Source organism: Prevotella conceptionensis 9403948, assembly GCF_000312305.1.
In the GTDB taxonomy this organism is placed as follows: Bacteria; Bacteroidota; Bacteroidia; order Bacteroidales; family Bacteroidaceae; genus Prevotella; species Prevotella conceptionensis.
Genome location: NZ_HE999443.1, coordinates 177,502 through 202,793, shown reverse-complemented (window position 1 = coordinate 202,793; position 25,292 = coordinate 177,502). Strand labels below are relative to the sequence as shown.

At 49.6% G+C, this 25,292-nt stretch carries 13 protein-coding genes and 2 pseudogenes; 5 read left to right on the top strand and 10 right to left on the bottom strand.

What is annotated here, in order from left to right; all coding sequences use genetic code 11:
• Positions 1–291: 291 nt before the first annotated feature.
• The 5 genes and pseudogenes from BN93_RS00655 to BN93_RS16215 all read right to left on the bottom strand — a co-directional run bounded on the left by BN93_RS00655 (position 292) and on the right by BN93_RS16215 (position 7,977).
• Positions 292–2,270, bottom strand: a pseudogene (locus BN93_RS00655) (4-hydroxy-3-methylbut-2-en-1-yl diphosphate synthase).
• 393 nt (positions 2,271–2,663) lie between these two features.
• Complete coding sequence (purE, locus tag BN93_RS00650) at positions 2,664–3,170, bottom strand: 5-(carboxyamino)imidazole ribonucleotide mutase (RefSeq protein ID WP_009230693.1); 507 nt, start codon at positions 3,168–3,170, stop codon at positions 2,664–2,666.
• Positions 3,171–3,688: 518 nt separating this feature from the next.
• A complete protein-coding gene (locus BN93_RS00645; RefSeq protein WP_019186424.1) occupies positions 3,689–4,297 on the bottom strand; it encodes a phosphatase PAP2 family protein in 609 nt (202 codons plus the stop codon).
• A 504-nt stretch (positions 4,298–4,801) separates the two neighbouring features.
• Positions 4,802–6,304 (bottom strand): RNA polymerase factor sigma-54, encoded by a 1,503-nt coding sequence (gene rpoN / locus BN93_RS00640; RefSeq protein WP_019186423.1) that lies wholly within the window; start codon positions 6,302–6,304, stop codon positions 4,802–4,804.
• 1,289 nt (positions 6,305–7,593) lie between these two features.
• A complete protein-coding gene (locus tag BN93_RS16215) occupies positions 7,594–7,977 on the bottom strand; it encodes a hypothetical protein (RefSeq protein ID WP_052311354.1) in 384 nt (127 codons plus the stop codon).
• Between the two features lie 507 nt (positions 7,978–8,484).
• Here BN93_RS16215 and leuS point away from each other — a divergent pair.
• Together leuS and BN93_RS00625 are read left to right on the top strand one after the other, a co-directional pair.
• Entirely contained in the window at positions 8,485–11,364 is a 2,880-nt protein-coding gene (gene leuS / locus BN93_RS00630; protein WP_019186420.1) for a leucine--tRNA ligase, read from the top strand.
• A 243-nt stretch (positions 11,365–11,607) separates the two neighbouring features.
• Positions 11,608–12,576, top strand: coding sequence for a YitT family protein (locus tag BN93_RS00625; RefSeq protein ID WP_019186418.1), 969 nt, complete (start codon positions 11,608–11,610; stop codon positions 12,574–12,576).
• A 95-nt stretch (positions 12,577–12,671) separates the two neighbouring features.
• On the opposite strand, the gene BN93_RS00620 is transcribed toward BN93_RS00625, so the two are convergent.
• Complete coding sequence (locus BN93_RS00620; protein WP_019186417.1) at positions 12,672–13,712, bottom strand: C1 family peptidase; 1,041 nt, start codon at positions 13,710–13,712, stop codon at positions 12,672–12,674.
• 52 nt (positions 13,713–13,764) lie between these two features.
• Here BN93_RS00620 and BN93_RS00615 point away from each other — a divergent pair, with 52 nt between their 5' ends.
• Together BN93_RS00615 and BN93_RS00610 are read left to right on the top strand one after the other, a co-directional pair.
• Entirely contained in the window at positions 13,765–15,024 is a 1,260-nt protein-coding gene (locus BN93_RS00615) for a peptidase U32 family protein (protein WP_019186416.1), read from the top strand.
• 248 nt (positions 15,025–15,272) lie between these two features.
• Positions 15,273–15,701 carry a SufE family protein gene (locus BN93_RS00610; protein WP_019186415.1) on the top strand — a complete coding sequence of 143 codons (429 nt, stop codon included), beginning with the start codon at positions 15,273–15,275 and terminating at the stop codon, positions 15,699–15,701.
• Positions 15,702–16,290: 589 nt separating this feature from the next.
• Here the strand turns inward: BN93_RS00610 and BN93_RS18915 are convergent.
• Positions 16,291–18,005 (bottom strand): annotated as a pseudogene (locus tag BN93_RS18915) (Na/Pi cotransporter family protein).
• Between the two features lie 88 nt (positions 18,006–18,093).
• Here BN93_RS18915 and BN93_RS00595 point away from each other — a divergent pair.
• The gene (locus BN93_RS00595) at positions 18,094–19,755 is read left to right on the top strand and encodes a nucleoside kinase (RefSeq protein WP_044259486.1); all 1,662 of its coding nucleotides are present in this window, start codon (positions 18,094–18,096) and stop codon (positions 19,753–19,755) included.
• A gap of 1,538 nt (positions 19,756–21,293) precedes the next feature.
• Here BN93_RS00595 and BN93_RS00585 read toward each other — a convergent pair.
• The 3 genes from BN93_RS00585 to BN93_RS00570 form a co-directional block, all read right to left on the bottom strand.
• Entirely contained in the window at positions 21,294–22,202 is a 909-nt protein-coding gene (locus tag BN93_RS00585) for an alpha/beta hydrolase (protein WP_198007485.1), read from the bottom strand.
• A 261-nt stretch (positions 22,203–22,463) separates the two neighbouring features.
• Entirely contained in the window at positions 22,464–23,966 is a 1,503-nt protein-coding gene (locus tag BN93_RS00575; protein ID WP_019186409.1) for a phytoene desaturase family protein, read from the bottom strand.
• Positions 23,963–25,292, bottom strand: a 1,330-nt coding sequence (locus BN93_RS00570) for a phytoene desaturase family protein (protein ID WP_044259308.1), incomplete at its 5' end; no start/stop codon positions are given. The genes BN93_RS00570 and BN93_RS00575, both read right to left, overlap by 4 nt.

Genomic DNA, 25,292 nt, shown 5'->3' with positions numbered 1-25,292 from the left:
TTTTGTTCGTTCATATTTATTATTTTGTCTTCAGTCTCATTTTCACCCTACAACCGACCTCGTCCTCTCTAATTGGGCTCGTCCTCCAACCCCAACTGGCCTCACCCCCAACCCCTCTCCAAGGGGAGAGGGGAGTGATATGCTTTGTTGTTTTGGCGAGTGAAGGTAAGTGATTACTCGTTATTAACTATGATTTTATTAGGCTATTACCTCACAAGGTTTATCGTATAGATAGTACTACCGTGTGCCATCAAATGCAGCAATCATTAGAACTGCCACAACGTTGCAAGGCTAATCACGCCCCTCTCCCCTTGGAGAGGGGTTGGGGGTGAGGCTGGTTTCAATCAGCCTTAGCAGATGTTCCACCGCATCTTTCTCGTCGATGTTCCTTTCAACGCATTCTTTTTTGCGGTAGAGCGACACCTTTCCAGGGCCTGCGCCAACATATCCGAAGTCAGCATCGGCCATTTCGCCCGGTCCGTTTACGATGCAACCCATGATGCCAATCTTCAAACCCTTCATGTGTTTGGTGGCTTCGCGAATGCGGGCGATGGTTGTTCGCAGGTCGTAAAGCGTGCGACCGCAGCCCGGACAGCTAATGTATTCGGTCTTGGTGGTGCGCAAACGGGCGGCTTGCAGTATGCCGAAGGCCGTGGCATCTACCTCTTCGTCGGGCAAGTCGCCGTCGTTCATCAACCAAATGCCATCCGTTAGCCCGTCAATCATCAGCGGACCCATGTCGGCAGCGGCTTTTAGCTGGAATGTTTCTTTCTCTTCGGCCGCGTGTCGGTACATTTGCGCGAATACAACGGGGTTGTTGATGCCTGCCGACCACAACTCGTGAACCAGCGCACGCTGGTCGCCCACCTTGTTTTATGTGTGCTCATGCACACCACCACCACTTCGGGGTGATGTTTAAGACAAGCCAAATATTCGTCGCTGTTGGCTCCATATTGCGGCACGAGGAACTTAACGTCTGCCTCGACAAGCGAGATAAAGGGCACGGCATTGTGTGGGAAGATGGGGTACACCAGCTCGTAGGCCTGCGGATTGGTGCTGGCCAGCTGCATGTAGGCATCGTAGTCCATGATGTAACGGCGCTTTGCCGAGAGGTTTGCGGGCAGATGTCTACCTATATATATGTAATCGGGCGTTTGGTCGGCGTTGGCCACCACGTGAACCTTATCCTTATCCGTGCGATTGCTTATCACAACGGGTAGGTTTTCGCCTCCGATGTTGGCCACGGGCGTGGTTGGACGGCGTTCGGGAGCGGTGTAGTTGAACCCTTTTGCCACCTGAGCAGGTATAGGTAGGTGGCCCGAACGTGCCTCGATGTAGTCTACAAGCGCGCGTGCTACGGGAATTTCGGCCTCTGGGTCTTCGCTAAGCGATACGCGTATGGTGTCGCCGATGCCGTCGGACAGTAGCGTTCCGATTCCCACAGCACTCTTAATGCGGCCATCTTCGCCCTCGCCAGCCTCAGTAACGCCAAGATGTAGGGGGTAATTCATGTCTTCGAGGCGCATCTGTTGCACCAAAAGGCGCACCGATTGCACCATCACCACCGTGTTGGATGCCTTGATGGAGATAACCACATTGCTGAATTGCTCGCGTTTGCAGATGCGTAAGAACTCCATACAGCTCTCAACGATGCCCGCAGGCGTGTCGCCATAGCGACTCATAATGCGGTCGGAGAGCGAGCCGTGGTTCACACCGATGCGTACGGCTGTGTTGTTTTCGCGGCAAATATCGAGGAAAGGCACAAAGCGTGCATCAATCTTCTTTATCTCTTCGGCGTATTCCTCGTCGGTATATTCCAACTGTTTGAAGGTTCGTCCTGGGTCTACATAGTTGCCGGGATTTATGCGTACCTTCTCTGCATACAGCGCGGCCACGTCGGCTACGTTGGCGTTGAAATGCACATCAGCCACAAGTGGCGTGTCGTAACCTTTCTGTCTGAGTGCCGCATTGATGTTGCGCAGGTTCTCAGCCTCGCGCTTTCCTTGCGTGGTAAGTCGCACCAACTCGCCGCCTGCCTGTATAATTCGCTCGGCTTGGGCTGCGCTAGCCTCGGTGTCGTTGGTGTCGGTGGTGGTCATCGACTGCACGCGCACGGGGTTGTTTCCACCCATCGTCACGCTGCCAATGGTTGTTACCGATGCGTTTCGGCGTTGCAGGTTAAAGAGGTCGATGCCGATGTCACTCCATTCGCCATCTTCTTGTAGGCCAAGAGGGCGTGAAGTTTTGTTGTTATCTTGTTCGTTCATCATTCGTTTAAAGGGGAAAAGGCGTTTAAAGGTGAAAGGGTGAAAAAGTGAAAAGATGACGTTTAAAGGTGAAAGGGTGAAAAAGTGAAAAGGTGAAAAGATGCTTCGCCTAACAACTCGTTCACTCGTTAGTTTGTAAACTAGTCTACTTGACATCTTGTCTACCCGTTAACTTGTCCACTCGTTAACTAATCTATTCGTCAATTCTCCATCTCGTCAACTCGTTAACTTGTACACTCGTTAACTAATCCACTTGTCAACTCGTCAACTCTCCATCTTGTCAACTCATTAACTTGTACACTCGTTAACCAATCTACTCGTCAACTCTCCATCTTGTCGTCTCGTCAACTTGTACACTCGTCAACTTGTCAACTTGTTAACTTGCGAACATTCGCCTTAGTTTGTCTTAAACTCGTACTTCACTTCGGCCAATTCTTCATTGGCTTTGGTAATCTTTTGTCCCAATGTAGCCTTATATTCGGCCAGTTGTTGCGCCACGTTTTCGTCTGTCAAGGCCAGCATTTGCACGGCAAGTATGGCCGCATTCATGGCTGCATTAACGCCAACAGTGGCAACAGGAATGCCTGGGGGCATCTGCACGATAGACAATAGGGCATCTAATCCGTCGAGCATGCCTTTGATGGGTACGCCAATAACGGGCAAAGTGGTGGATGCTGCCACAACACCAGGCAGAGCGGCAGCCATGCCAGCGGCCGCGATAATAACCTTTACGCCACGCGCTTTGGCTCCTTTGGCAAAGGCTTCTACGGCATCGGGTGTGCGATGAGCACTGAGAGCGTTCACCTCGAAAGGCACTTTCAAGTCGTTAAGCAACTTACATGCTTTCTCCATAACGGGCAAGTCGCTGGTACTGCCCATGATAATGCTTACTGATGGGGTCATAATGAAAAGTAATAGGCCTTACCCAACTAATCTACAACAGGCCTCACCCCCGTCCCCTCTCCAAGGGGAGAGGGGCGTGATATGCCTTGCTGTTTTGTGGGTTGTTGTCTTGTTATACATTGTTTTTGTAAGTGTGAGAGACAGCATTGTTGCTCGTTACCTATCCCCTTTTGCAGGGAACTAGCGGGTAAGACTTGTTGTTATTAATACTATTATTTCTAAATTAAAAGAGGGCAACTAGGCATCGCCACAAATGGACCACGCCAAACCCACAACCGACCTCACCCCCAGCCCCTCTCCAAGGGGAAAGGAAAGTGGTATGTTTGGCTGTTTTGTGGGTTGATGTATTGCCATACGTTGTATATTTTAATCGTAATACTTCAAAGAAACTATGCTAATCACTCCCCTCTCCCCTTGGAGAGGGGCTGGGGGTGAGGCCGGTTGTGGGTGGGGTGAGGCCAGTTGTGGGGTTGGCTATGGCCAGTTGTGGGTGGGTTGTGCCCGCTTATAGCGGCTCACTATATCACCACAAACGCGCAGACCATGCCCACAAGAAACCCTGCTACCACCTGCCAAAGCGAGTGTTGGCGAAGTATCATGCGACTGGTTCCAACCAGTCCGCCCACGATAAACACCAAACAAAGCCACCAAACAGGGTTGAACATGAAGAGAAAAGCAAAGGCCATCAGTCCACCTGCCACGCCGCCAATGGCTGCTGTATGCGTGGAAATCTTCCACCAAACGTTGATAAGCGCGCATACCACTTGCACAACGAGGGCGGCAACCAATATGCGAGCCATGAAACGGGGTATCTGTAACACCGACATGAGATAGTAACAGCCGAAGTAACACAATATGGAGATGACGTAAGGCACCATGCGCCGCTCCTTATGCCCTAGCTCAATGAGGGTCCATCCCTGATAACGGCGATACAGATGTATCAGTATCGTGGGGATAAATATGGTGGCGATATACACCAAGAGCAACACTTCTAGTTTGTAATCCCAAGGCAATTGAGACATGTAACTAAAAGTGAACAACGCTATCAGCCCAACAATGGGCAGATAAAACGGGGTGAAGAGCATGCTCATCATCCGCGCGCCGAATATGATGTTTTTCTCTTTCATAAGCAACTTTAAGTAACCGGCCTCACCCCCAACCCCTCTCCAAGGGGAGAGGGGAGTGAAATGCTTTGATAATATCGAACCTTTTATATATCACTCCCGTATCTTTTATCTTGTAGCTAGCAACTGAACGCTTTGCTCATTTTAGTCCATAAGCCTCACGAGACTGATAGAACAAAGAGAACAAATATGTAAGATGCCCTGCTAACATAAGTGAATACACAGCATTTAATGAGCGAACCCCACCCTTATTAACCATACCATCTTTTGCGCCACCTCACAAAGCAACAAGACTAATCACTCCCCTCTCCCCTTGGAGAGGGGTTGGGGGTGAGGCCGATTGTGCGAGGGTGTGAGGCCGGTAGAGGTTGGGGGTGAGGCTGGTTGGGGTTGAGGCCGGTTGTATTAACCATACCATCTTTTGCACCACCCCATAAAGCAACAAGGCTAATCACTCCCCTCTCCCCTTGGAGAGGGGTTGGGGGTGAGGCCGGTTGTGGGGCTTTGTCACCCCTTCCTCAACCTCGCCACTGGAAGTCCCAGCTGTTCCCTATACTTCGCCACAGTGCGACGGGCGATGGGCAGACCTTTCTTTGCCAGTTCCTCTTTCAGCAAGTCATCGCTCAGCGGTTTCTTCTTGTCTTCGTTGTCGATAAGCTCTTTAAGGGCGATTTTTATCTTGCGTGTAGACAACTCTTCGCCGTCGCCCGTGGTGTAGGCATCGGTAAAGAAGAAGCGCAGGGGGAACGTGCCCCACTTAGTTTGTGCGTACTTGATGTTGCTAACGCGCGAGATGGTAGAAATGTCTAGCCCCGTTCGGTCGGCGATGTCTTTGAGAATCATCGGCCGCAGGTCGGCCTCGTCGCCCTCAACAAAGAACTTTCGCTGTATGTCGATGATGGCCTGCATCGTTAGGCTTAGCGTATGTTGGCGTTGTTTGATGGCCTCGATATAGCCCTGCGCCTTTTCCACCTTCTCCTTAGCATAGAGCAAGGCCTCCTTCTCGCCTTTCGTCATGTTGGCCTTGTTGTTTCGGTAGTGGTCAACCATGTCGGCAAACGTGGGCGACACCATCAGTCTGGGTATGTTTCCGCGACTGAGATGGAACGAAACCCCGCCGTCGTCGTCGGTGTCTACGATAAAGTCGGGCGTTATCTGTTGCAAGTTACGCCCTTGCGTCTCGCCCATCGATGCCCCCGGCTTAGGGTTCAGCTTTCTAATTTCGGCCTGCACCTCCTGCACCTGCTTGTCGGTGAGTTGCAGTTGCGTTTGTATCGTGTCCCAATGTTTCTTGGTAAAGGCGTCGAAACACTCGTCTATCACGCGGCGCATCATTTCCTTTGCCCAGCTTTCAGGCTTTCTTGCAATCTGTATCAGCAAGCATTCTTTAAGCGAACGCGCGCCAATGCCAGCCGGGTCGAACGTTTGTAGCACACCCAACATCCGCTCAATCTCGGGCGTTTCCACGTCCAAATTCTGATAAATGGCCAGTTCGTCGGCAATGGTGTCGAGGTCTTTGCGCAGCAGTCCGTCGTTGTCTAACGACCCGATGAGGTAAAGCAGCACCTGTTCCTCCTCGTCGTTGAGGTCTATTTCGCCCACTTGTTCTTTCAGCTTATCGTAAAACGAAGTGGTGTCGCCATACACAATCTCCTCGTATTCGGCATTGTTATGGTTCTCCCTGCCGAATGTTTCGGGCATTTCGTCGTCGCGGCCGATGTTTTCCAACGCCGCATCCAGTGCCTGTTCGCGTTCTTCGCGTTCCGTCTGTTGGTCAAAATCCTCATCGCCTTGGTCGTCGTTGGCGGGCGCGGTGTCGTAGTTCTCGGTTTCGTTTGGTTCGTGTGTATCTGTTTCCAGTGCCGGATTGTCGTCCAGTTCGGCAACAACGCTCTGTTCCAGTTCGGTAAGCGGCATCTCCAAGAGCCTCACCTGCAACATCTGTTGCTGTGAGAGTCGTTGCACCTGCACTTGTTTTTGCGTTTGTGTCTGTATGAGCTTTTGTGCCATAATGCTTGTCACTTCAATGGGTTTCGCCTTTTTCGCCGCCGTTTTGCACTCGTGCGCAAGCGATAAGTTGTAAGGCGTGTGTCCCGTTACCTATATGCAAAGATAGAAAATAAGCTGCTAACGTACAAAGAGAGTGTGATTTTTGTTTGCTAGATTGTGAGGATTTTAGTTTTATGCGTTTGTAAGATGGCGGGTAGAAGGGTTGACCCGTTGACGAGTTAACGAGTTGAAAAATTAACCCGCCTGCTAATCTTCTGTCCACTTTTCAGCAAGAATTTTAACACAAAAAGTGCCCATTTTATCCACCAACTGCCCACTTGACCGCAAAAAATCGATTCTCGCAGAGGTTTGTTTTGATGCAAAAAGGGGTTAGATGGTGAATGCAGCAAAATGAATATTTATGTCAAAACACCACCATTTGCACCAGTTTTGAGGGTGTTTAGTGCTAAATTCACTGCAATATGCCGCTAAACGCAGTGCGTTTTGATGCAAAATGCACTGCGTTTTGGTGCTAAATGCAGTGCGTTTTGGTGCTAAACGCAAGGGTAAAATGGTGCAAAATGCACTGTGATTTGCAGCTAAACGCAAGGCAAAAAGCATAAAAATACGGCATGATTGTATAAACAATACCTCTCAACACCATTAAAAACATGGCTAGAAAGGACAAAATGGCCGTGAAAAAGTAGGTTTTTGGGGTCTAAAAGTGGGTAATTGGGCGCGAAATAATTGCGAGTTGGCGGCCAAATAGAAAGGCAAAATGGTGCAAAATGCAGGTTTTGTTCTTAAAAAAAGGACAAGGCGAAAGACGTAAAAGGCTAAAAATAGTGGCCATTTACCTGCATCACGACCTATATTTTCGCTAGAAGGGGTTGGCGCGCGAGCGGTGTTTTGTAAAAAAAGTTTTAAGATTTTAAGATTTTAAGGGCGTGCGTTTTTAAGTTGTTTAGTTCGTAAGGGCGTGCGTTTTTCGAGTGATATGAGTTTTTAAGGGCGTGAGGTTTTGAGTTGTTCAGTTCGTAAGTACGTGCGTTTTTTGAGTGATATGGTTTTTTAAGAGCGCGGGGGTTTAAGTTGTTTAGTTCGTAGGTTCGTGTATTTTTTGACTGACGTGAGTTTTTTAGGGCGTGAGCTTTTGAGTTATACTCACACCGATATGGGGAAAGATAACTTTCATATTGAACACAACAAAGAAGTGATAAGCACTTTTTTACGCCAACTATCGCGTTGCACTTGGCGCACTGCGCCCCCTCTTTCTCTTTGAAGTGGAGGCTGTGGTGCGGCCTTATTCTTTATTGTTGAACCTTACTTTCCCTCGTAACCTCATCCACCATCTTCTCGTTTTGGGTGATTGCGGTAAGCGAGTCGTTCTCAAACCGCAGTGAAGTAGTGAGTATAAACCCTTGTGTCTTAACCCTTACTGCCTCCTTATAATGAAGAACATCAACACGTTTTTCTCCTTCCAGAAACGTGTCCTCGCTGAACGGCTTACCCATTATGCTCTTTACTTCTTTGGTGTTCATGCCAAGCCTAACCTTGTCGCGTGGAAAATTCGAGGCAGTGGGCACAAAGGCACAAGCCGAAATAAATGCGCTTACGATGCAGGCGCAAAGTGCGATGCACAACACGTTACGTGTTATAGCGCGGTGTGTGGTGTGTACGGTGGTTGGTTTCATATTGATGAATTTAATGAAAAACTTGTTTTGGGGTTGTTTCTCCAAATCTGGATAGCCGCATTGTCAACATTCTAACGCCCTCGGCCTATGAAATGAAGGTGATTAAGGCACCGTTGTATGCGCAAATATACGAAAAAAACGGAACAACGTCAAAAAGAAAACCGTATCGTGATGTTAAGAATTCACAACTTGTTAGCTTAGTAGCGGGACATAAGCACATAAACAAAGCCGTTATAGGTGTTGAGAAGGAGTAAGTTGTGCACATATTCTTCTCCTTAAAACGCAAAACAAACACATTAGCAGCCACTTTGCATTTCGGGGAGAAAACTTTTTAGTAACTTTGCGGTTGATAAGACGGTTAGAGGTGAAAAGGTGAAAAAGTGAAAAGGTGAAAAAATGACTTTGCCTTGTTAACTCGTTAACTTGTAAACTGGTCAACTATCTAGTAGCCTTACCAACTCGTTAACTGGTCAACTTTTTAAAACAAGAAACATTAAATAAAACAAGATGGAATATAATTTTAGGGAAATAGAAAAGAAGTGGCAAAAGCGATGGGAGGAACAGCAAACCTATCGCGTTGTAGAAGACAACAGCAAAAAGAAGTTCTATGTACTCAACATGTTCCCCTACCCTTCGGGGGCTGGGCTACACGTGGGACACCCCTTGGGTTATATCGCCTCTGACATATACGCCCGCCATAAGCGACTGGAAGGCTACAACGTGCTTAACCCCATGGGCTACGATGCCTATGGTTTGCCAGCCGAACAGTACGCCATACAGACGGGACAACACCCTGCCGTGACCACTGAAACAAACATTGCGCGTTATCGCGAGCAGCTAGACCGCATCGGTTTTTCGTTTGATTGGAGCCGCGAGGTACGCACCTGCGACCCTACATATTATAAATGGACGCAGTGGGCGTTTCAAAAGATGTTCGATTCGTATTACGACAACGACCAACAACGCGCTTTGCCCATCGCCCAACTTGAAGAACGGCTGGCCAAACAGGGCACAGCAGGACTGAATGCTGCTTGTAGCGAAGACTTGAACATCACGGCCGAGCAGTGGAAAGCGATGGACGAGCACGCCCGACAGGCCACGCTGATGAACTATCGCATTGCTTATCTGGGCGAAACGATGGTGAACTGGTGTGCCGAACTGGGCACGGTGCTGGCCAACGACGAAGTGGTAGACGGCGTTAGTGTGCGTGGTGGCTACCCCGTTGTGCAAAAAAAGATGCGCCAATGGTGCCTTCGCGTTAGTGCGTATGCACAGCGTTTGCTCGAAGGACTGGACAAAGTGGACTGGACCGACTCGCTAAAAGAAACGCAACGCAACTGGATTGGTCGCTCGGAAGGAGCCGAAGTGGAGTTTGCCGTGAAAGACAGCAACGAGCGTTTCACCATCTTTACCACTCGCGCCGACACCATTTTCGGCGTTACTTTCATGGTGCTGGCTCCCGAAAGCGAATTAGTAGACCGCCTTACCACACCCGAACAGCGCGCCGAAGTGCAGGCCTATGTTGAGGCAACGAAGAAAAGAACCGAACGCGAACGTATTGCCGACCGCAAGGTTAGCGGCGTTTTCACAGGCGCTTACGCCATAAATCCACTAACAGGTGGGGCCGTTCCCATCTGGGTAAGCGATTATGTGCTGGCCGGTTACGGCACGGGAGCCATCATGGCCGTACCTGCACACGATAGTCGCGACTACGCTTTTGCTCGCCATTTCAAGCTGCCCATCGTGCCGCTTATCGAAGGGGCCGACATTTCGGAGCAGAGTTTCGATGCCAAAGAGGGCATCGTGATTAACTCGCCCGCCACAAACAACGCCGCCAACGATGGCCAAGCGCAGGGTTTGGTGCTAAACGGACTGACCGTTACGGAGGCTATCGCCAAGACCAAAGAATATGTTTCGCGCCACAACTTGGGTCGCATCAAGGTGAATTATCGCCTTCGCGATGCCACGTTCTCGCGCCAACGCTATTGGGGAGAGCCGTTCCCCGTGTATTATAAGGGCGACATGCCCTACATGATTCCACAAGAATGCTTGCCGCTTGAATTGCCTGAGGTGGACAATTACCAACCTACGGCAACGGGCGAACCGCCATTGGGCAACGCCAAAGCATGGGCGTGGGACGAGAAAGCACGCCAAGTGGTAGACAAGAGCCTGATAGACGGGGTGCAAGTGTTCCCCTTAGAGCTGAACACCATGCCTGGTTTCGCCGGCTCTTCGGCCTATTTCTTACGCTATATGGACCCGCACAACAACGATGCACTGGTGAGCAACGCGGCCGTTAGCTACTGGCAGAACGTGGATCTCTATGTGGGCGGAACGGAACATGCCACAGGACACCTTATATATAGCAGGTTTTGGAACAAGTTCCTCTTCGACTTGGGCGTAGCCGTAAACGAAGAGCCGTTCCAGAAGTTGGTTAACCAGGGTATGATTCAAGGCCGCAGTAACTTTGTTTATCGTGTGCAAAGAACCGAAGGCGAGGGTGATAAGGCACCGCTCTTCGTGTCGTTGGGACTGAAAGACCAATACGAGGTTACGCCCATACACGTGGATGTGAACATCGTTCATGGCGACGTGCTGGACATTGACGCCTTCCGCGCATGGCGACCCGAATATAAGGATGCCGAGTTTGTGCTTGAAAACGACAAGTATGTATGCGGTTGGGCCGTCGAAAAGATGTCGAAGAGTATGTACAATGTGGTAAATCCCGACCTCATCGTTGAGAACTACGGGGCCGATACGTTGCGCCTTTACGAGATGTTCCTTGGTCCGGTGGAGCAAAGTAAGCCGTGGGACACCAACGGAATTGATGGTTGTCACCGCTTTTTGAAGAAGTTCTGGGGCTTGTTCTACAACCTGCGCACGGGCGAGTTTATGCCAAACGATGCCGAGGCAACCGCAGAACAGCTTAAATCGGTTCACAAATTGCTGAAGAAAGTGTCGGCCGACATCCCCGCCTTCTCGTACAACACGGCCGTGGCAGCCTTTATGATATGCGTAAACGAACTATCGCAAGCCCATTGCACCAATAAAGAGCTGCTCTCGAAGTTGGTGGTTGCCCTCGCACCTTTCGCTCCGCACATCGCCGAAGAGCTGTGGGCGGCTCTGGGTAACGGGCAATCATCGGTGTGCGATGCGCAGTGGCCAGCCTACGAAGAGAAGTACCTCGAAGAGAGCGAAGTGCAATTGGCCATCGCCTTTAACGGCAAAGCGCGTTTCCAAAAGGCCTTCGCCGCCAACGCCACCAATGCCGAAATAGAACAAGCGGCCATGAATGACGAACGCTCGGCCAAGTTCCTTGAAGGCAAACAGGTGGTGAAGGTGATTGTTGTGCCGAAGAAAATCGTTAACATCGTGGTGAAAGGATGATGTTTAAGTTGGTGAGTTTTTGAGTTTATGAGTTGGTGAGGTTATGAGATTTTTAGTTTATAAGTTTTTGAGTTAATGAGTTTTGAGACTACAAACTCATAAATTCAAACCCTCATAAACTCCCCAACTCCCCAACTCATAGACTAAAAATCTCATAACCTCACCAGCTAAAAAACTCATAACCTCATAACCTTCCCAACTCAAAAACTCAAAAACTAAAACCCTCATAAACTCAAATTTGATATGACAATCGACCATAAAATGCTCCTTAGCGAGATTAAAGACTATGTGTTTATCACGCTCGGATTATGCCTGTACTCCTTCGGACTGGTGGTGTTTATCATGCCCTACGAGATTGTAACAGGCGGAGTAACGGGTGCATCGCTCGTTGTTTTCTATGCCACGGGCTTTAAGATACAGTACACTTACGCCATCATCAACATCTCGCTCTTGGTTTTGGCACTGAAAGTGCTGGGCTGGCGTTTCCTATTAAAGACCATTTATGCCACGGCAGCCTTGTATTTCTTGCTGGAATATGCGCAAGAGCTGATGCCAAAGATTGAGGGAACCGACCAGTTTGTGCAGATACTTGGCCCTGGAAACAACTTCATGTCGCTGCTCATCGGCTGTACGTTAACGGGTTCGTCGTTGGCTATCGTGTTCCTTAACAATGGCAGCACGGGTGGAACCGACATCATTGCCGCCGTAGTAAACAAGTTTTTCAACCTGTCATTGGGTCAGGTGTTGTTTCTTGTAGACATCTTTATCATTGGTAGCTGTTTCTTCTTTCCGCAGTTCGGAACGTATTACGAACGGGCGAGGATGATGGTTTTCGGTCTGTGTACGATGATTGTAGAGAACTTTATGCTCGACTATGTGATGAACGCGCGGCGCGAATCGGTGCAGTTCCTCATCTTTTCGCGCAAGTATCAAGAGATTGCCAACGCCATAGCTTTGCATACCGACCACGGCGTTACCATTCTTGATGGACACGGATGGTACACGGGTAAGGAAATGAAAGTGCTTTGCGTGCTGGCTAAGAAGAACGAAAGTCAAATGATTTTCCGACTGATTAAGTTGATAGACCCTAACGCCTTTGTTAGTCAGAGTGCCGTTATCGGCGTGTACGGCGAAGGGTTCGACACGATTAAGGTTAAGGCCAAGGAGATGCCAAAGCCCCCTAAAAGAGTGAGCGAAGAGGAAAAGAAATAGGCAAGAAGGCAAGCAAAAACAGCTTGCTAAGGCCTAGAAACGATGGTTTGCCCAGCCTTTCTTGCAAAACAGAAAGGCTGGGCAAATGCGTATTATTACGTGCCTAAGCACTCGCGTTGTGCCCAAAGGGCGATGGTTTTCATCCTAAAATAATCTTCGGACATAAACATAAAGCCCTTAAAGGCATTGTCTGTGCCCCACGAGTTCTTCATAATGAAGTAGCGTTTGCCTTGCGCATCGCGCGCCAAGCCCACGATGGCCATGCAATGGTCGTCGGTTGTGCGAAGCGTTTCGAACTCGCGCTGCCGCATTTGCTGTGTAGGGGCGGTGCTATGTTCGGGAATACGGGCAATGGCTTGGGCGAAATTGAACCCCGGTTCGGATGTGTCGCCTTCCCAACAAAGGGGATGACCGGCGCGTAACGACCGCTCTGTAAGGCTTACTAAGCTGTCGATGGGCAGATTTAACAGGCAATCGCGGTTAACATTATCCGGTACTTCGAGGGCGAATGCCGTGTTAAAGGGGTGGTGGGTAAAGCTGGTAAGCCCCACATACTCGTCGTGTCGGCACACACTTCGCCCAAATTCGCCAAGCGTATATTCGGCTCCCAGCATGAATTGTGCCCTTGGTAGTGCGCCAATTGATTGGTCGGCTAGGTTATCATAACGTTGTACTAGCCTTACAAGGCCTTCTTGCTGCGCTACGGCCAGCTTACAAAGGTTCGCTGCTTTCTTTGGGAACGCGCTGAACACGCTATAATCCTCCACATGATACGTATCGTATGCCAACAAGCCTTGGTCGGCAATGGCCGAAAGAGCGTTCGAGGCCATACCCCGCAAATGTATCGGGCGCGTTCCTTTTGCAAGGTACGCGTCTTGTATGCGCTGGCGCAAAGCCATGCGCGCAACGTATGCCGTAGAGAGATTTACCGAGTCGCCACGCATCAGGTGTTCGGTTTCAATTGTGGCTAACATGGCGAATATCCAGCACAGTTGACTTTGTCCTTGGTCCTTTACGGGCGTGGTTTTCAGCAATATCTCTATCTTAGGCAGCCTCGTGGTAGCTCTTGGCTCGCTTTTCGAGGTGCACGAGCATAGCGTGGCCAACGCCACTAGTATGAGAATAATTCTGTTCATGAGGGACAAAGATACCATTTTTTCGTAACTTTGCAAAAGCAAAGGATAATAAATGGATAATAACAAAATAAGAGAATTTGAAATAATGGCGCCGGTAGGCTCGCGAGAGAGCCTCGTTGCAGCGATACAAGCTGGTGCCGACTCTGTGTATTTCGGTATCGGCCAGTTGAACATGCGCTCGCATTCGGCCAATCAGTTCACGATAGACGACCTTCGCGACATTGCTGCTACTTGTCGCGAGCATGGCATGAAGAGTTATTTAACGGTTAACACCGTTATCTATGGCGACGACCTTGGAACGATGCACACCATCGTAGATGCTGCCAAAGAAGCGCAAGTGTCTGCCGTTATCGCTAGCGACGTGGCCGTAATGATGTATTGTCGGCAAGTGGGCGTTGAGGTTCACCTTTCTACGCAACTGAACATATCCAACATCGACGCGTTGAAGTTTTACGCCCAATTTGCAGATGTGGTTGTGTTGGCGCGCGAGTTGAACATGGAACAGGTGGCCGAAATATACAAGCAGATTAACGAACAACGCGTGCTTGGTCCTAATGGCGAGCCCGTTCGTATCGAGATGTTTTGCCACGGCGCGCTGTGTATGGCCGTCAGTGGGAAGTGTTATTTAAGCCTGCACGATGCCAATAGGTCGGCCAACCGCGGCCAATGTGTGCAACTTTGTCGCCGTTCGTACACTGTTACCGACAAGGAAACGGGCACGCAGCTAGACATCGACAACGAATACATCATGAGTCCGAAGGACTTAAAGACCGTTCGCTTTATCGATCAGATGATGAATGCGGGCGTGCGTGTGTTCAAAATCGAGGGTAGGGCACGCGGTCCAGAGTATGTTTACACCGTGGTGAGGTGCTATAAGGAGGCCATCGCCAGCGTTCTCGACGGCTCGTTCACCGAAGAAAAGAAAGACGAGTGGGACGAACGACTGAGCACTGTGTTTAATCGCGGCTTCTGGGATGGATATTATCAAGGCCAGACAATGGGCGAATGGACTAAACACTACGGAAACAAAGCTACCGAAAAGAAGGTGCTTGTGGGTAAAGTTGTTAAGCATTTCTCTAAGTTGGGCGTAGCCGAAATCGCTGTTGAGGCCAGCGAAGTGCAACTTAACGACCATCTTTTGATAACGGGTCCAACAACGGGCGTGATGTTCTTCGATGCCAAAGAAATACGCTATGAATTGGAACCAGTACAAACGGCACAAAAAGGTACGCGCGTCTCAATACCCGTTCCCGACAAGGTAAGACCAAACGACAAACTGTTTAAACTGGTAAAGAACGAGGTAAATAAATAGATTGGTTGACGAGTTAATGAGTTTTTGAGATTATGAGTTAATGAGTTAGTAAGTTTTTGAGTTTATGAGTTGACGAGTTAACAGCTTGGCAAGTAGACAGATAAACAAAGAAGTCTGCCTTGATTGCATTGACATTGTCGCTCGTTGTGTGCAAACTCATCAACTTATAAACCCAAAAACTCACCAACTCAAAACCTCAAAACCTCACCAACTCCCCAACTTATAAACTCATAAACACCCCCTAACACATGTCAACATCAACCATAGACGCACTTCAAGAAGAAGTTATTGAAGAGTTTTCGGCATTCGACGACTGGATGGATAAGTACCAAATGCTCATCGATTTGGGCAACACGCTACCGCCACTCGATGCCAAGTATAAACTAGAAAGCAACCTTATCGAAGGCTGTCAAAGTCGTGTTTGGCTACAATGCGACCTTGTTGACGGCCGTTTAGTCTTCTCTGCCGATAGCGATGCGCTTATTACCAAGGGCATTATCGCCCTGCTTATCAGGGTGATAAGCAACCACACGCCCGACGAGATAGCACATGCCGACCTGCATTTCATTGATGCCATCGGCCTAAAGGATCACCTTTCGCCCACCCGTTCCAACGGTTTGCTCTCGATGGTGAAACAAATCAAGGCCTACGCCGTGGGCTATGCCGCAAAGCAATAGGGCGAAAGCTCTCTTTTTCGGGTTTTATAGTCAAACACAATTGCTTTTGGAAAATGGTTGTTATACGAATGTAAGACGTGCGTAGCATGGCATCCATAAACCCTTACGCAGGGGAAAAGGAACACGTTTTGTTTGTTTACGATGCATCTATAGCTTTCCAAATCCATTTCTGTTTGACTATAATTAAAGCAAGCCCGCCTTTGTGCAACAATAAAGAACATTCATTGTGGTTTGCAAACAGCTTGTAATGGTCTGTGTTTGGGCAAAGTTTCATTTGCTTGTAAGCAGGTCACTACAAGCTGTTTATTAGTCCAAAACATAGTCATGTACATTTAATCTTTGCTCGTTCTAGCAAAAAGGAATGTTTTTTAGAAGTTCATTTGCCAACAAGTTGCCTGCAATCTATCTGTACAATGCCGTTTGTAGTGCCAGTACAAGTACCTTGTAGCATCAGCACAAGCACCTTTATAGTGTTGCTACAAGCCGCTTGCGCCGATGCACTTACGCCGCATGCGGCTGTTCGTTCCTGATGGTTATGCTTACAAAGCTTATCCTTTCTTACACCATAACCATTACCAACGCCCTTGCTTTAAGCCTCAACCCTACGCGTACCCATGCGAGCCTCAACCACATTCACCACATAGTCGGCCAGCTTTTCGCATTCGTTGATGATGTCCATATACATCGTTCCCACATTATATGTGTACTCGTGGTTGTTGATGTCGTTAATGTTTTGGTTACGAAGTTGTTTGCGATAGTTGTTAATCTCGGTTTCGATGTTAAACGAACGGGTAGTGTCCAAGTACTCCTTACGTCCGCGGATGATGATGTTCATCTGCGAAAGGCTATCGTCGGTAAGCTCGAACATCTGGTGGATACGTTCGTATTGCTTTTCGGTAAAGTCCTCCTTCGAGTTCACCAGTCGGCTAATCGTTCGCGCAAGGTTATAGCAACTGTCGCCGATGCTTTCCAATTCGGTAATCTCGCGCATCATGTCGCGTATTTTTCCCTTCGTATCGTCGCTCAGGTGTGCATCGCTCACCGCACTCAGATACTTGGCAATCTCCTGCTCCATGTTGTCGGATATGTTCTCATACTTTTCTATGCGCGAGTAAAGCTTGGCAAAATTCGAGTCATCGCGTGTGCCGAGCAACTCGCGCACCATGCCGAACATACGCTGCATACGTTCTGCAAAGCTGCTAATCTCCTTATGCGCTTCTAGCACCGAAAGTTCGGGCGTCTTCATAATGCCCGCTTGAATGAAACGAAGGCGGAACTCTTCTTCCTCGTCTTTCTTGCCCGGCTTGATGATTATGCACACCAATTTCTCTATCTGCGGTATGAACCAGATAAGTATGCCTGTATTAAAGAGGTTGAAGCAGGTGTGGAAAGCCGCCAGCACAACAGGCAATTTAATGGCCAATTCGGCTTGCGATAGTTTCGGTCCTTCGGGATTATAGCCCACCATGTTGCAAATCATGTTCACAAACGGATAGAAAACGATGAGCACCCACATCACGCCAATGACGTTAAACACCAAGTGCGCCATTGCTGTTCGGCGCGCTTGCGTGTTGGCGCCCAAGGCTGCGAGGTTGGCTGTTGCCGTTGTTCCGATGTTCTCGCCCATAACCAAGGCTATGCCCAAGTGGATGGGCAGCACGCCCGTAGAACATAAAAGGATGGTGATGGCCATCACTGCGGCCGACGATTGAACGATGGTTGTGATAACCGTACCTATCAACAAGAATATCAATATCGTGAAATAGCTGTTCACGTCGAACGAGCTGAAGAAGTCGATAACGCTCTGGTTATGCTGCAAGTCTAGCTGTTTGCCTGTGTCGCTCAGCAGAACAAGACTGAAAAAAGGAACGATATACCAAAAAGAAAATCGCCTTTGTAGCGGTGTCTGCGCGAGTAGATAAGCGCAATTCCTACTAGAAAGGCGGGAAAAACAAAGTCGGTAAGGTCTATCGAGTAGCCCAGCGACATAATCCAGGCCGTGAGTGTGGTGCCGATGTTGGCGCCCATGATTACCGATATGGCCTGAGCCAGGGTTAATAAGCCGGCGTTAACAAACGAAACGGTCATCACGGTGGTGGCCGACGACGATTGAACGGCACAAGTAATGAACGCTCCCGTGAGCATTCCCGTAAAGCGGTTGGTGGTCATCGCTGCAAGCACATGTCGCAATTGCGGACCGGCCATCTTCTGCAATGCCTCGCTCATAATCTTCATGCCGTAGATGAGCAATGCCAGTGATCCTGCAATCTTAAAACCAAAAACCAGATAATTGCTTGTATCCATAAATTAACTTTATTGTGGTGCCTTATTGTTGTGACTTTGAAATATATTCTTTAACTTTACACTCGCTAAATTCTTAATGTCGCTGAGCATGAAACAATCCATACAAATACGATGCAAAAATAATAAAAAAACTGCAAAGGTAGAAATCGGCAGCACACTTTATGATGTTTTTCACGAATTAAAACTCAATATGCCTTACGGTCCTGTTAACGCCAAGGTGAATAACAAAATCGAAGGAATGCACTATCGCCTGTATCATAACAAAGACGTAGAGTTTCTCGACCTGCATTCGCCCTCGGCTTTACGGGCCTATACGCGCACGCTGTTCTTCGTGCTGTGCAAGGCCGTTCACGACCTTTATCCGCACAGCAACGTGGTGATAGACATCCCCGTGAGCAACGGATATTACGTAGACCTCGACATTCAACGCCCCATAACCCCACAAGATGCCGACGCAATTCGCCGCCGCATGCAAGAGATTATCGCCGCGCGCATGCCCATCTCGCGGCACGAAACAACAACCGATGCCGCCATCGCCATGTTTAAGAAGGTGGGCGACGAGTCGAAAGTGCGCCTACTCGAAACCGTGGGAACACTCTACACCACCTATTACGAGCTAGACCGCTACGTGGATTACTATTACGGTTCGCTACTCACCAACACGCGCGAGCTGCATCTCTTCGGTCTCGAACCTTATTACGATGGTCTTTTGCTGCGCGTGCCCTCCACACATAACCCCGCACAGCTTGGCGAACTGGTGCGCCAAGACAAAATGTTCGAGATATTTAAGGAGCACCACCGTTGGCAACAGATATTAGGCATACGTACCGTGGGCGATTTCAACAAGGCGGTGGCCAATGGGTTCAGTGCCGACCTCGTGCACGTGTCTGAGGCTTTGCAAGAAAAGAAGATTGCCCGCATTGCCGACGAAATTGCCGCGCGGCCCGAGGTGCGCATGGTGCTATTGGCCGGCCCGTCGTCGTCGGGAAAGACCACAACCTGCAAACGACTCTCGGTGCAACTGCTGGCAAATGGCATACGGCCCGTTCAAATTTCGTTAGACGACTACTTTGTTAATCGCGAACATACGCCCAAAGATGCCAATGGGGAATACGATTACGAGAGCCTTTACGCGTTAAACATACCGCTGCTTAACGAACACCTCGCTGCGCTGTTCCGCGGAGAAGAAGTTCAGATGCCCAAATACAACTTCGTTGAAGGAAGGAGTGAGCCAAACGGCAAACGTCTGCATCTGCCCAAAGACAGTATCTTGGTAGTTGAAGGCATTCATGCCCTTAATCCCGAACTAACGGCCCTCATCCCAGCCGAACAGAAGTATAAGGTGTATGCCTCGGCACTAACAACCATCTTGCTAGACAACCATAACTACATTCCCACCACCGACAATCGCCTACTTCGCCGCATCGTTCGCGACCATAAGTATCGCGGTGTGTCGGCTGCCGAAACCATTAAACGTTGGCCAAGCGTACGTGCTGGCGAAACAAAATGGATATTCCCCTATCAAGAAGAGGCCGACGCCATGTTTAATACGGCCATGCTTTTCGAGTTGGCCATCATCAAAACGCAGGCCGAGCCCTTGCTCGAACAGGTTGCAGAGAGCTGCGACGAGTATTCTGAGGCCTACCGTCTGCGCAAGTTCCTTCGCTATTTTGCGCCCATGCCCTTCCATCAACTGCCGCCAACGTCATTGTTACGCGAGTTCTTGGGCGGTAGCTCGTTTAGTTATTGATAAAGAGTCAGCCACAAACCAACTGGCCTCACCCACAACTGGCCTCACCCCCAGCCCCAACCGGCCTCACCCCCAGCCCCTCTCCAAGGGGAGAGGGGAGTGGTATGCCTTGTGCATTGACCGCTTGTTACTGGTTAACTCGTCAACTAACAATCTTGTCAACTCATTAACTCCCTAACCACTCGTCCACTCCCCAACCACTCTTCCACTTCTCAAACTCTCGTTAACTGGTCAACTGGCCAACTCGTTAACTGGTTAACTCATCAACTAACGATCTTATCTACTCATCAACTCCCTAACTACTCTTCCACTTCTCAAACTCTTGTCAACTCGTTAACTGGTCAACCTGTCAACTCGTTAACTGGTTCACTCGTCAACTAACGATCTTGTCTACTCATCAACTCCCCACCCTCTCTTCCACTTCTCAAACTCTCGTCAACTCGTTAACTCGTTAACTTGTCAACTGGTTCACTCGTTAACTTGTCAACTTGTTAACTGGTAACTTCTCTTCTCCTTGTCCACTTTTCAGCAAAAGTTTTAACATTATGGCTGCGATTTTTCCCGCCAATCGCTCACCGAGGCGCAAAAAATCGATTCTCGCGAGGGTTGTTTTTGGTGCAAACGGAAGAGTGTTCACGGATGCGGAAGAATGAATATTTATTACCAAGAATCGTCTTTTACACCATATTTTGTGCCATTTGCAGCAAAATGTAGTGCAATTTGGTGCTAAATGCAATGCGTTTTGGTGCTAAACGCAAGCTAAAATGGTGCAAAATGCAGTACTTTTTGCCGCTAAACGCAAGGCGAAAAGCATAAATATCCACTGTAATTGTATAAAGAAAACCCCTTCGAGCCATGAAATACAGGGCTAAAAGGAGCAAAATGGCTATTAAAATGCGGCATTTTAGGGTCTAAAAGGGGGGAAACTGGGCGTAAAAAATAATGGGCTGACAACCAAACTAGAAAGGCAAAATGGTGCAAAACGCAGGTTCTGTTCTTAAAAATAGACAAAGCCCAAGGCCTAAAAGGGTGGGAAAAGGGGCTTTTTGCCTACTCTTTAATCTATATTTTCGCTAGAAGGGGTCGAGAAAAAGAGGGGTTTTGTAAAATAAAAACAACAGTTCAGGTTCGTGAGCTGATAAGTTGTGAGTTAGTGAGTTGATAAGTTTTTAAGTTGGTGAGTTGGTGAGTTTGTGAGTTGATAAGTTTGTGAGTTGACAAGTTTGTGAGCTGATAAGTTTGTGAGTTGATAAGCTTGTGAGCTGGTAAGTTGTGAGTTGGTGATTTTTTAAGTTGATAAGGTTATGAGTTGGTGATTTTTTAAGTTGATAAGGTTGTGAGTTGGTAAGTTTTTGAGTTGAGAAGTTGTGAGTTGGTAAGTTTGTGAGTTGATAAGTTTGTGAGTTGATGAGTTTACAAGTTAGCAAGCAAACAGCACACAAGGCATATCACTCCCCTCTCCCCTTGGAGAGGGGTTGGGGGTGAGGCCAGTGGGGGGTGAGGCCAGTTGTGGGATGATGCCCGTAGGGGTGAGGCCACTATATATGTCGTTTTTCCCCCTTGGCGTTGTTCCTAGCCAAGGGCAGGGCTGTTGTTTTAAGCCACTGAACAAAGGCCTCTCGCCATTGCCTACTTTCCTTCGAGCCCTTCACATCGCTTGCTCCAAAGCCGTGACCACCCGTGGCATAACGCACGAATTGGTGGGGAATGCCTTTTGAAGTGAGGGCAGAGTCGAGCAGCAAGCTATTGCCTGGATGCACAATGGGGTCGTCATCGCAGTGCACAAGGAACACGGGCGGACAGTCGAAAGGTATTTTTCGCTCCACCGAGAGCGAGTCTTTCAGCCTGTTGTCGGTCTTTTTCCATTCGCCCAAGATGCCCTTTCGCGAGCGGCGATGCACGTAACGCTCGTCGGCAAGCGTAACAACGGGGTAGAGTGCGGCCACAAAGTCGGGGCGAACACTCACCTTTGGCTTGATGCCTAGCGGTGCAAGATAGTTGGTTGCGGCAAAGGCAGCCGAGGCCACTGCAAGATGTCCGCCTGCCGTAAAGCCCATAACGCCCACCTCCGTGGGACAGATACCCCATGTTGATGCCCCTTCGCGCACCAGTTGCACACTGCGTTGCACATCGCGTAGCATGTCGGGCTGCTGCCGTCCGCGAATAAGCAAGCGGTAATGGGTGACAAAAGCCAGCACGCCTGCCACGCGATAGCGGAGCACAAAGGCAGCAATGCCCTGACTGTTGAGCCATCGCGCCACACCGTCGCCCTCGGTTCGGGTGTCTAGCCAATGGTAACTGCCGCCAGGACAAACGATAACGGCAGGGCAATCGCGCCCTGCACCTTGCGGGATATAAGGCGTAAGGGTTACGCTGGCAGCACGTTCGGGCGTGCCTTGCCATATTTTTAAGGGCTTATGCTGTTGGGCATGGCCCAGATATGCCATGAAAGCCAGCAGCATGATAAGTACCGTTCTCATGTTCTTCTTTAATATTGTTGGTTGTGCTGCCTTTAACCCCAATCGGTCGTTAGACCGCTTACCTATTATTTTAGGTTGTTTCCATCGCTTCCTGTTCATCTTTCGTTTGCTTGTCGGCATCTTGCCTGTCTTATTCTCTCGACGTAGCCCGCTACGCCTTCAAGAACAAGACACGCAATATGCTCAACAATACACAAAATCTGCACAGGCTCTAACGACCGATTTGGGTTAAATGTTTTGTAGCTTTTCTATTATCTTATTCCTACCCACTAGTGCCTCTGCCGTGGTGATGGCCGACAGCGGAACGCCGCAAATGCCGTGCAAGCCTACGCATTGGCCTGTAAGCAAAAGGTTACTTACCTTCGTAGCCACAGGCACTTGCGTGGCTAAGGGGTTGTGGCAGTCTTTGGCAAAGCCGTATATGGCACCCGCAGGCGCGTGGTAATAGTCGCGCACGGTTAGCGGCGAGGCACTCCACAGGCTCTTAACGCATTGCCCAAAGCCGGGCCGTACCTCCTCCATGCGTTGCAAGATGCGCTGTTGGTGCCACGTTTTCCACGCCTCGTACTCCTTTCCACGCCTACCCGTAAGCGTATCTTGCCATTGCTCCACCGCCGAGAAAGGCATTACGCAGTTAATGATGAGGTGCGTAGCCCATTCCGTCTGTTCTGCCGAGGGTGGTGTCATGTACATCATTCCGTAGGGCCACTGCTCGCGATCGTAATTGCCCAAGTGCCACACGTGGTGGTAATCGTGCTGGTAATAGCAAGTGTGGTTGATGTAAGGAAAGGTTTGCGGTTCCAGTTCTACAAACAGGCTGAATATCGAATAGGTGTTGTCGATGGCGTTCAGGCGTTTGGTGTAGGCAGGCGTAAACGCCCCCTTGTCTACGATGCGCAGCGTTTCGGCCATGTGTGTGGCCGCTATATAATAAGGAGCGGTAAAGGTTCGCCCGTCTTTGGTTTGCACTGCGGTTGCCGTTCGGTTGTCTATGGCAATGCGAACCGCCTCTGCATCGGCCACCACTTGTCCCCCCGCATCTTCTATCACCTCGGTTAAAGCCGTGGCCAACTGCTGCGAACCGCCCACAAAACGGTCGGTACCCTCGATATACAGCACGCTGATAAGGGCGTGAACATAGGCAGGCGTTTTGCCCGAAACGCCTCCATACATGGGATTCATGTAGGCCAACACGTCGCAAAGCCGCTCGTCGTCGATGTAATGGGCGATAGACTTGTCGGCCGACCACAGGAAACGCTCGCTAAGTTGCGGAATGCTGTCGCCCGTTGGGCGCAGATTAAAGAGGTCTATCTTGTTGGCCAGCTGGTAAAGGGCCGCCACATAGCGTTGCAACTGCGTGCGTTGATGTGGAAAATGCTTGGCGAAACTCTCCACAAAACCTTCTTTTCCCTCGGCCACACGATGAGTGGTGTTGGTGGCAGCGTAGTAAATCTCGTCCATGCAAAGCTTGTCTACGGGTAGCAGGCGGAGTTTTTGCACGATACCCAGGTGCTTGCAAATGCGATGGAGCGTTTGTCCTGAGCGAAATCCACCCAGTATGTGCATGCCCGTATCGAAGTGTATGCCATGTCGGGCGAAGTTTTGCAACCCTCCGCCCACGATGTGGTTCTTCTCCAACACCGTTACTTGCCAGCCTTCTTTGGCCAAAAGCGCACCGGTGGTGAGGCCGCCTAGTCCGCCGCCTATGATGATAATGTGGTTGTTGTTCATAATTTTAGTTTCTCTCCCAGCACTTCGCCGCAAGTTAACAGCGTACCAACCAGCGTGCCCAACATGCCATGCGAGTTTACGTTTTGGCCTGCAAAGAACAGGTTGGGTATGCGTGTGCGACTTGGAACGTGACAAGCCGAACCCAACCTAACATCTTTGGCTACGCCATACATGCTGCCTTGCAAGGTAGAAGTATATTGTTCGTAGGTCAAGGGGGTGGAAGTAAAGTAGCAATCTATGCCTTTCCGCAAGCCTGGCGCATGCCTTTCAACGGCGTTGATAAGCCTTTCAGCCCTGTCGCGCTTAAAGTCTTCGTACTCCTCCCCGCGGTGCATGATGCGCGTGTTGGCCCATCGTTCCACTTCTTCGTATCGCATGTAGCTCATTATCTCGCCGCAAGTGGCCCACTGTTGGTGTGTGTTGGGCTGTGCATCGGCTGCAAGCGCATCGCTAAGATGCACATAAAGAAAACCGCAAGGCCAGTTGTCGGCCGTGTATTGTTCGCATTGCCAAGGCGTATCGGCGGCATAGCCATACAAGTTGTGGTTGCGATAGGGCATGGCTTGCGGCTTAAACTTGATGTAAACGGTAAATACGCCCTTGGTATTGGGCAGGTTCAGCATGCGCTGACGAAAGGCGGGACGGATAAGATTGGTATCGTTCAGCATCTGCATCACCAGCGTTGGGTGTATGGCGGCAATCACAAGGTCGGCCTCAAAGTGTTCGCCGTCGGCCGTTGTCACGCCCGTTGCCTTGCTGTTGTTGCAGGTTATGTGTTCAACGCGTTTGCGCGTGAGCACCCTTCCGCCCCTTCGTGCAATGCCTTCTATAAGTCGTTTGGCAATGATGTCGCTTCCACCAGCTAGGCGAAAGGCGCTTTGGTTGTAGAAATTGGTGATGAACGCGTGGGTAGAGAAAGGCGTTTGGCCGCGTTCGCCGGCATAGAGCGGCAAATTTCCCACCAACACGTTGCGCAAAAGGGCATCGTTTGTAAACCCATTTATCACCTCGTCTACGGCGCGCATTTGGTATTCGGTTTTCAAGTGCATTTGTTCGGGCGTTGGCCGATGCCCGTTTATGGGCGACGTCTGCGCCAACCGTTCCACCAAATTGAGGTAGCGGTGCAGCCCATCCCGTTCTTTGGGGAAGTGCGCGGCAAGCGTTTCTACAAAAGCCTCGTGGCCATTGGCAAAGGCAAACCTGCCTTGCGGCATCGAAATGACATCGTAACCCGTTGTGTCTAGTCGGCTAAGCGGCAGGTTTTCTAATTCAAGATAGCGCAAAAGAGGGTACAAAGTTTGCCCCTCTTCGGCACTTCCGATGAAG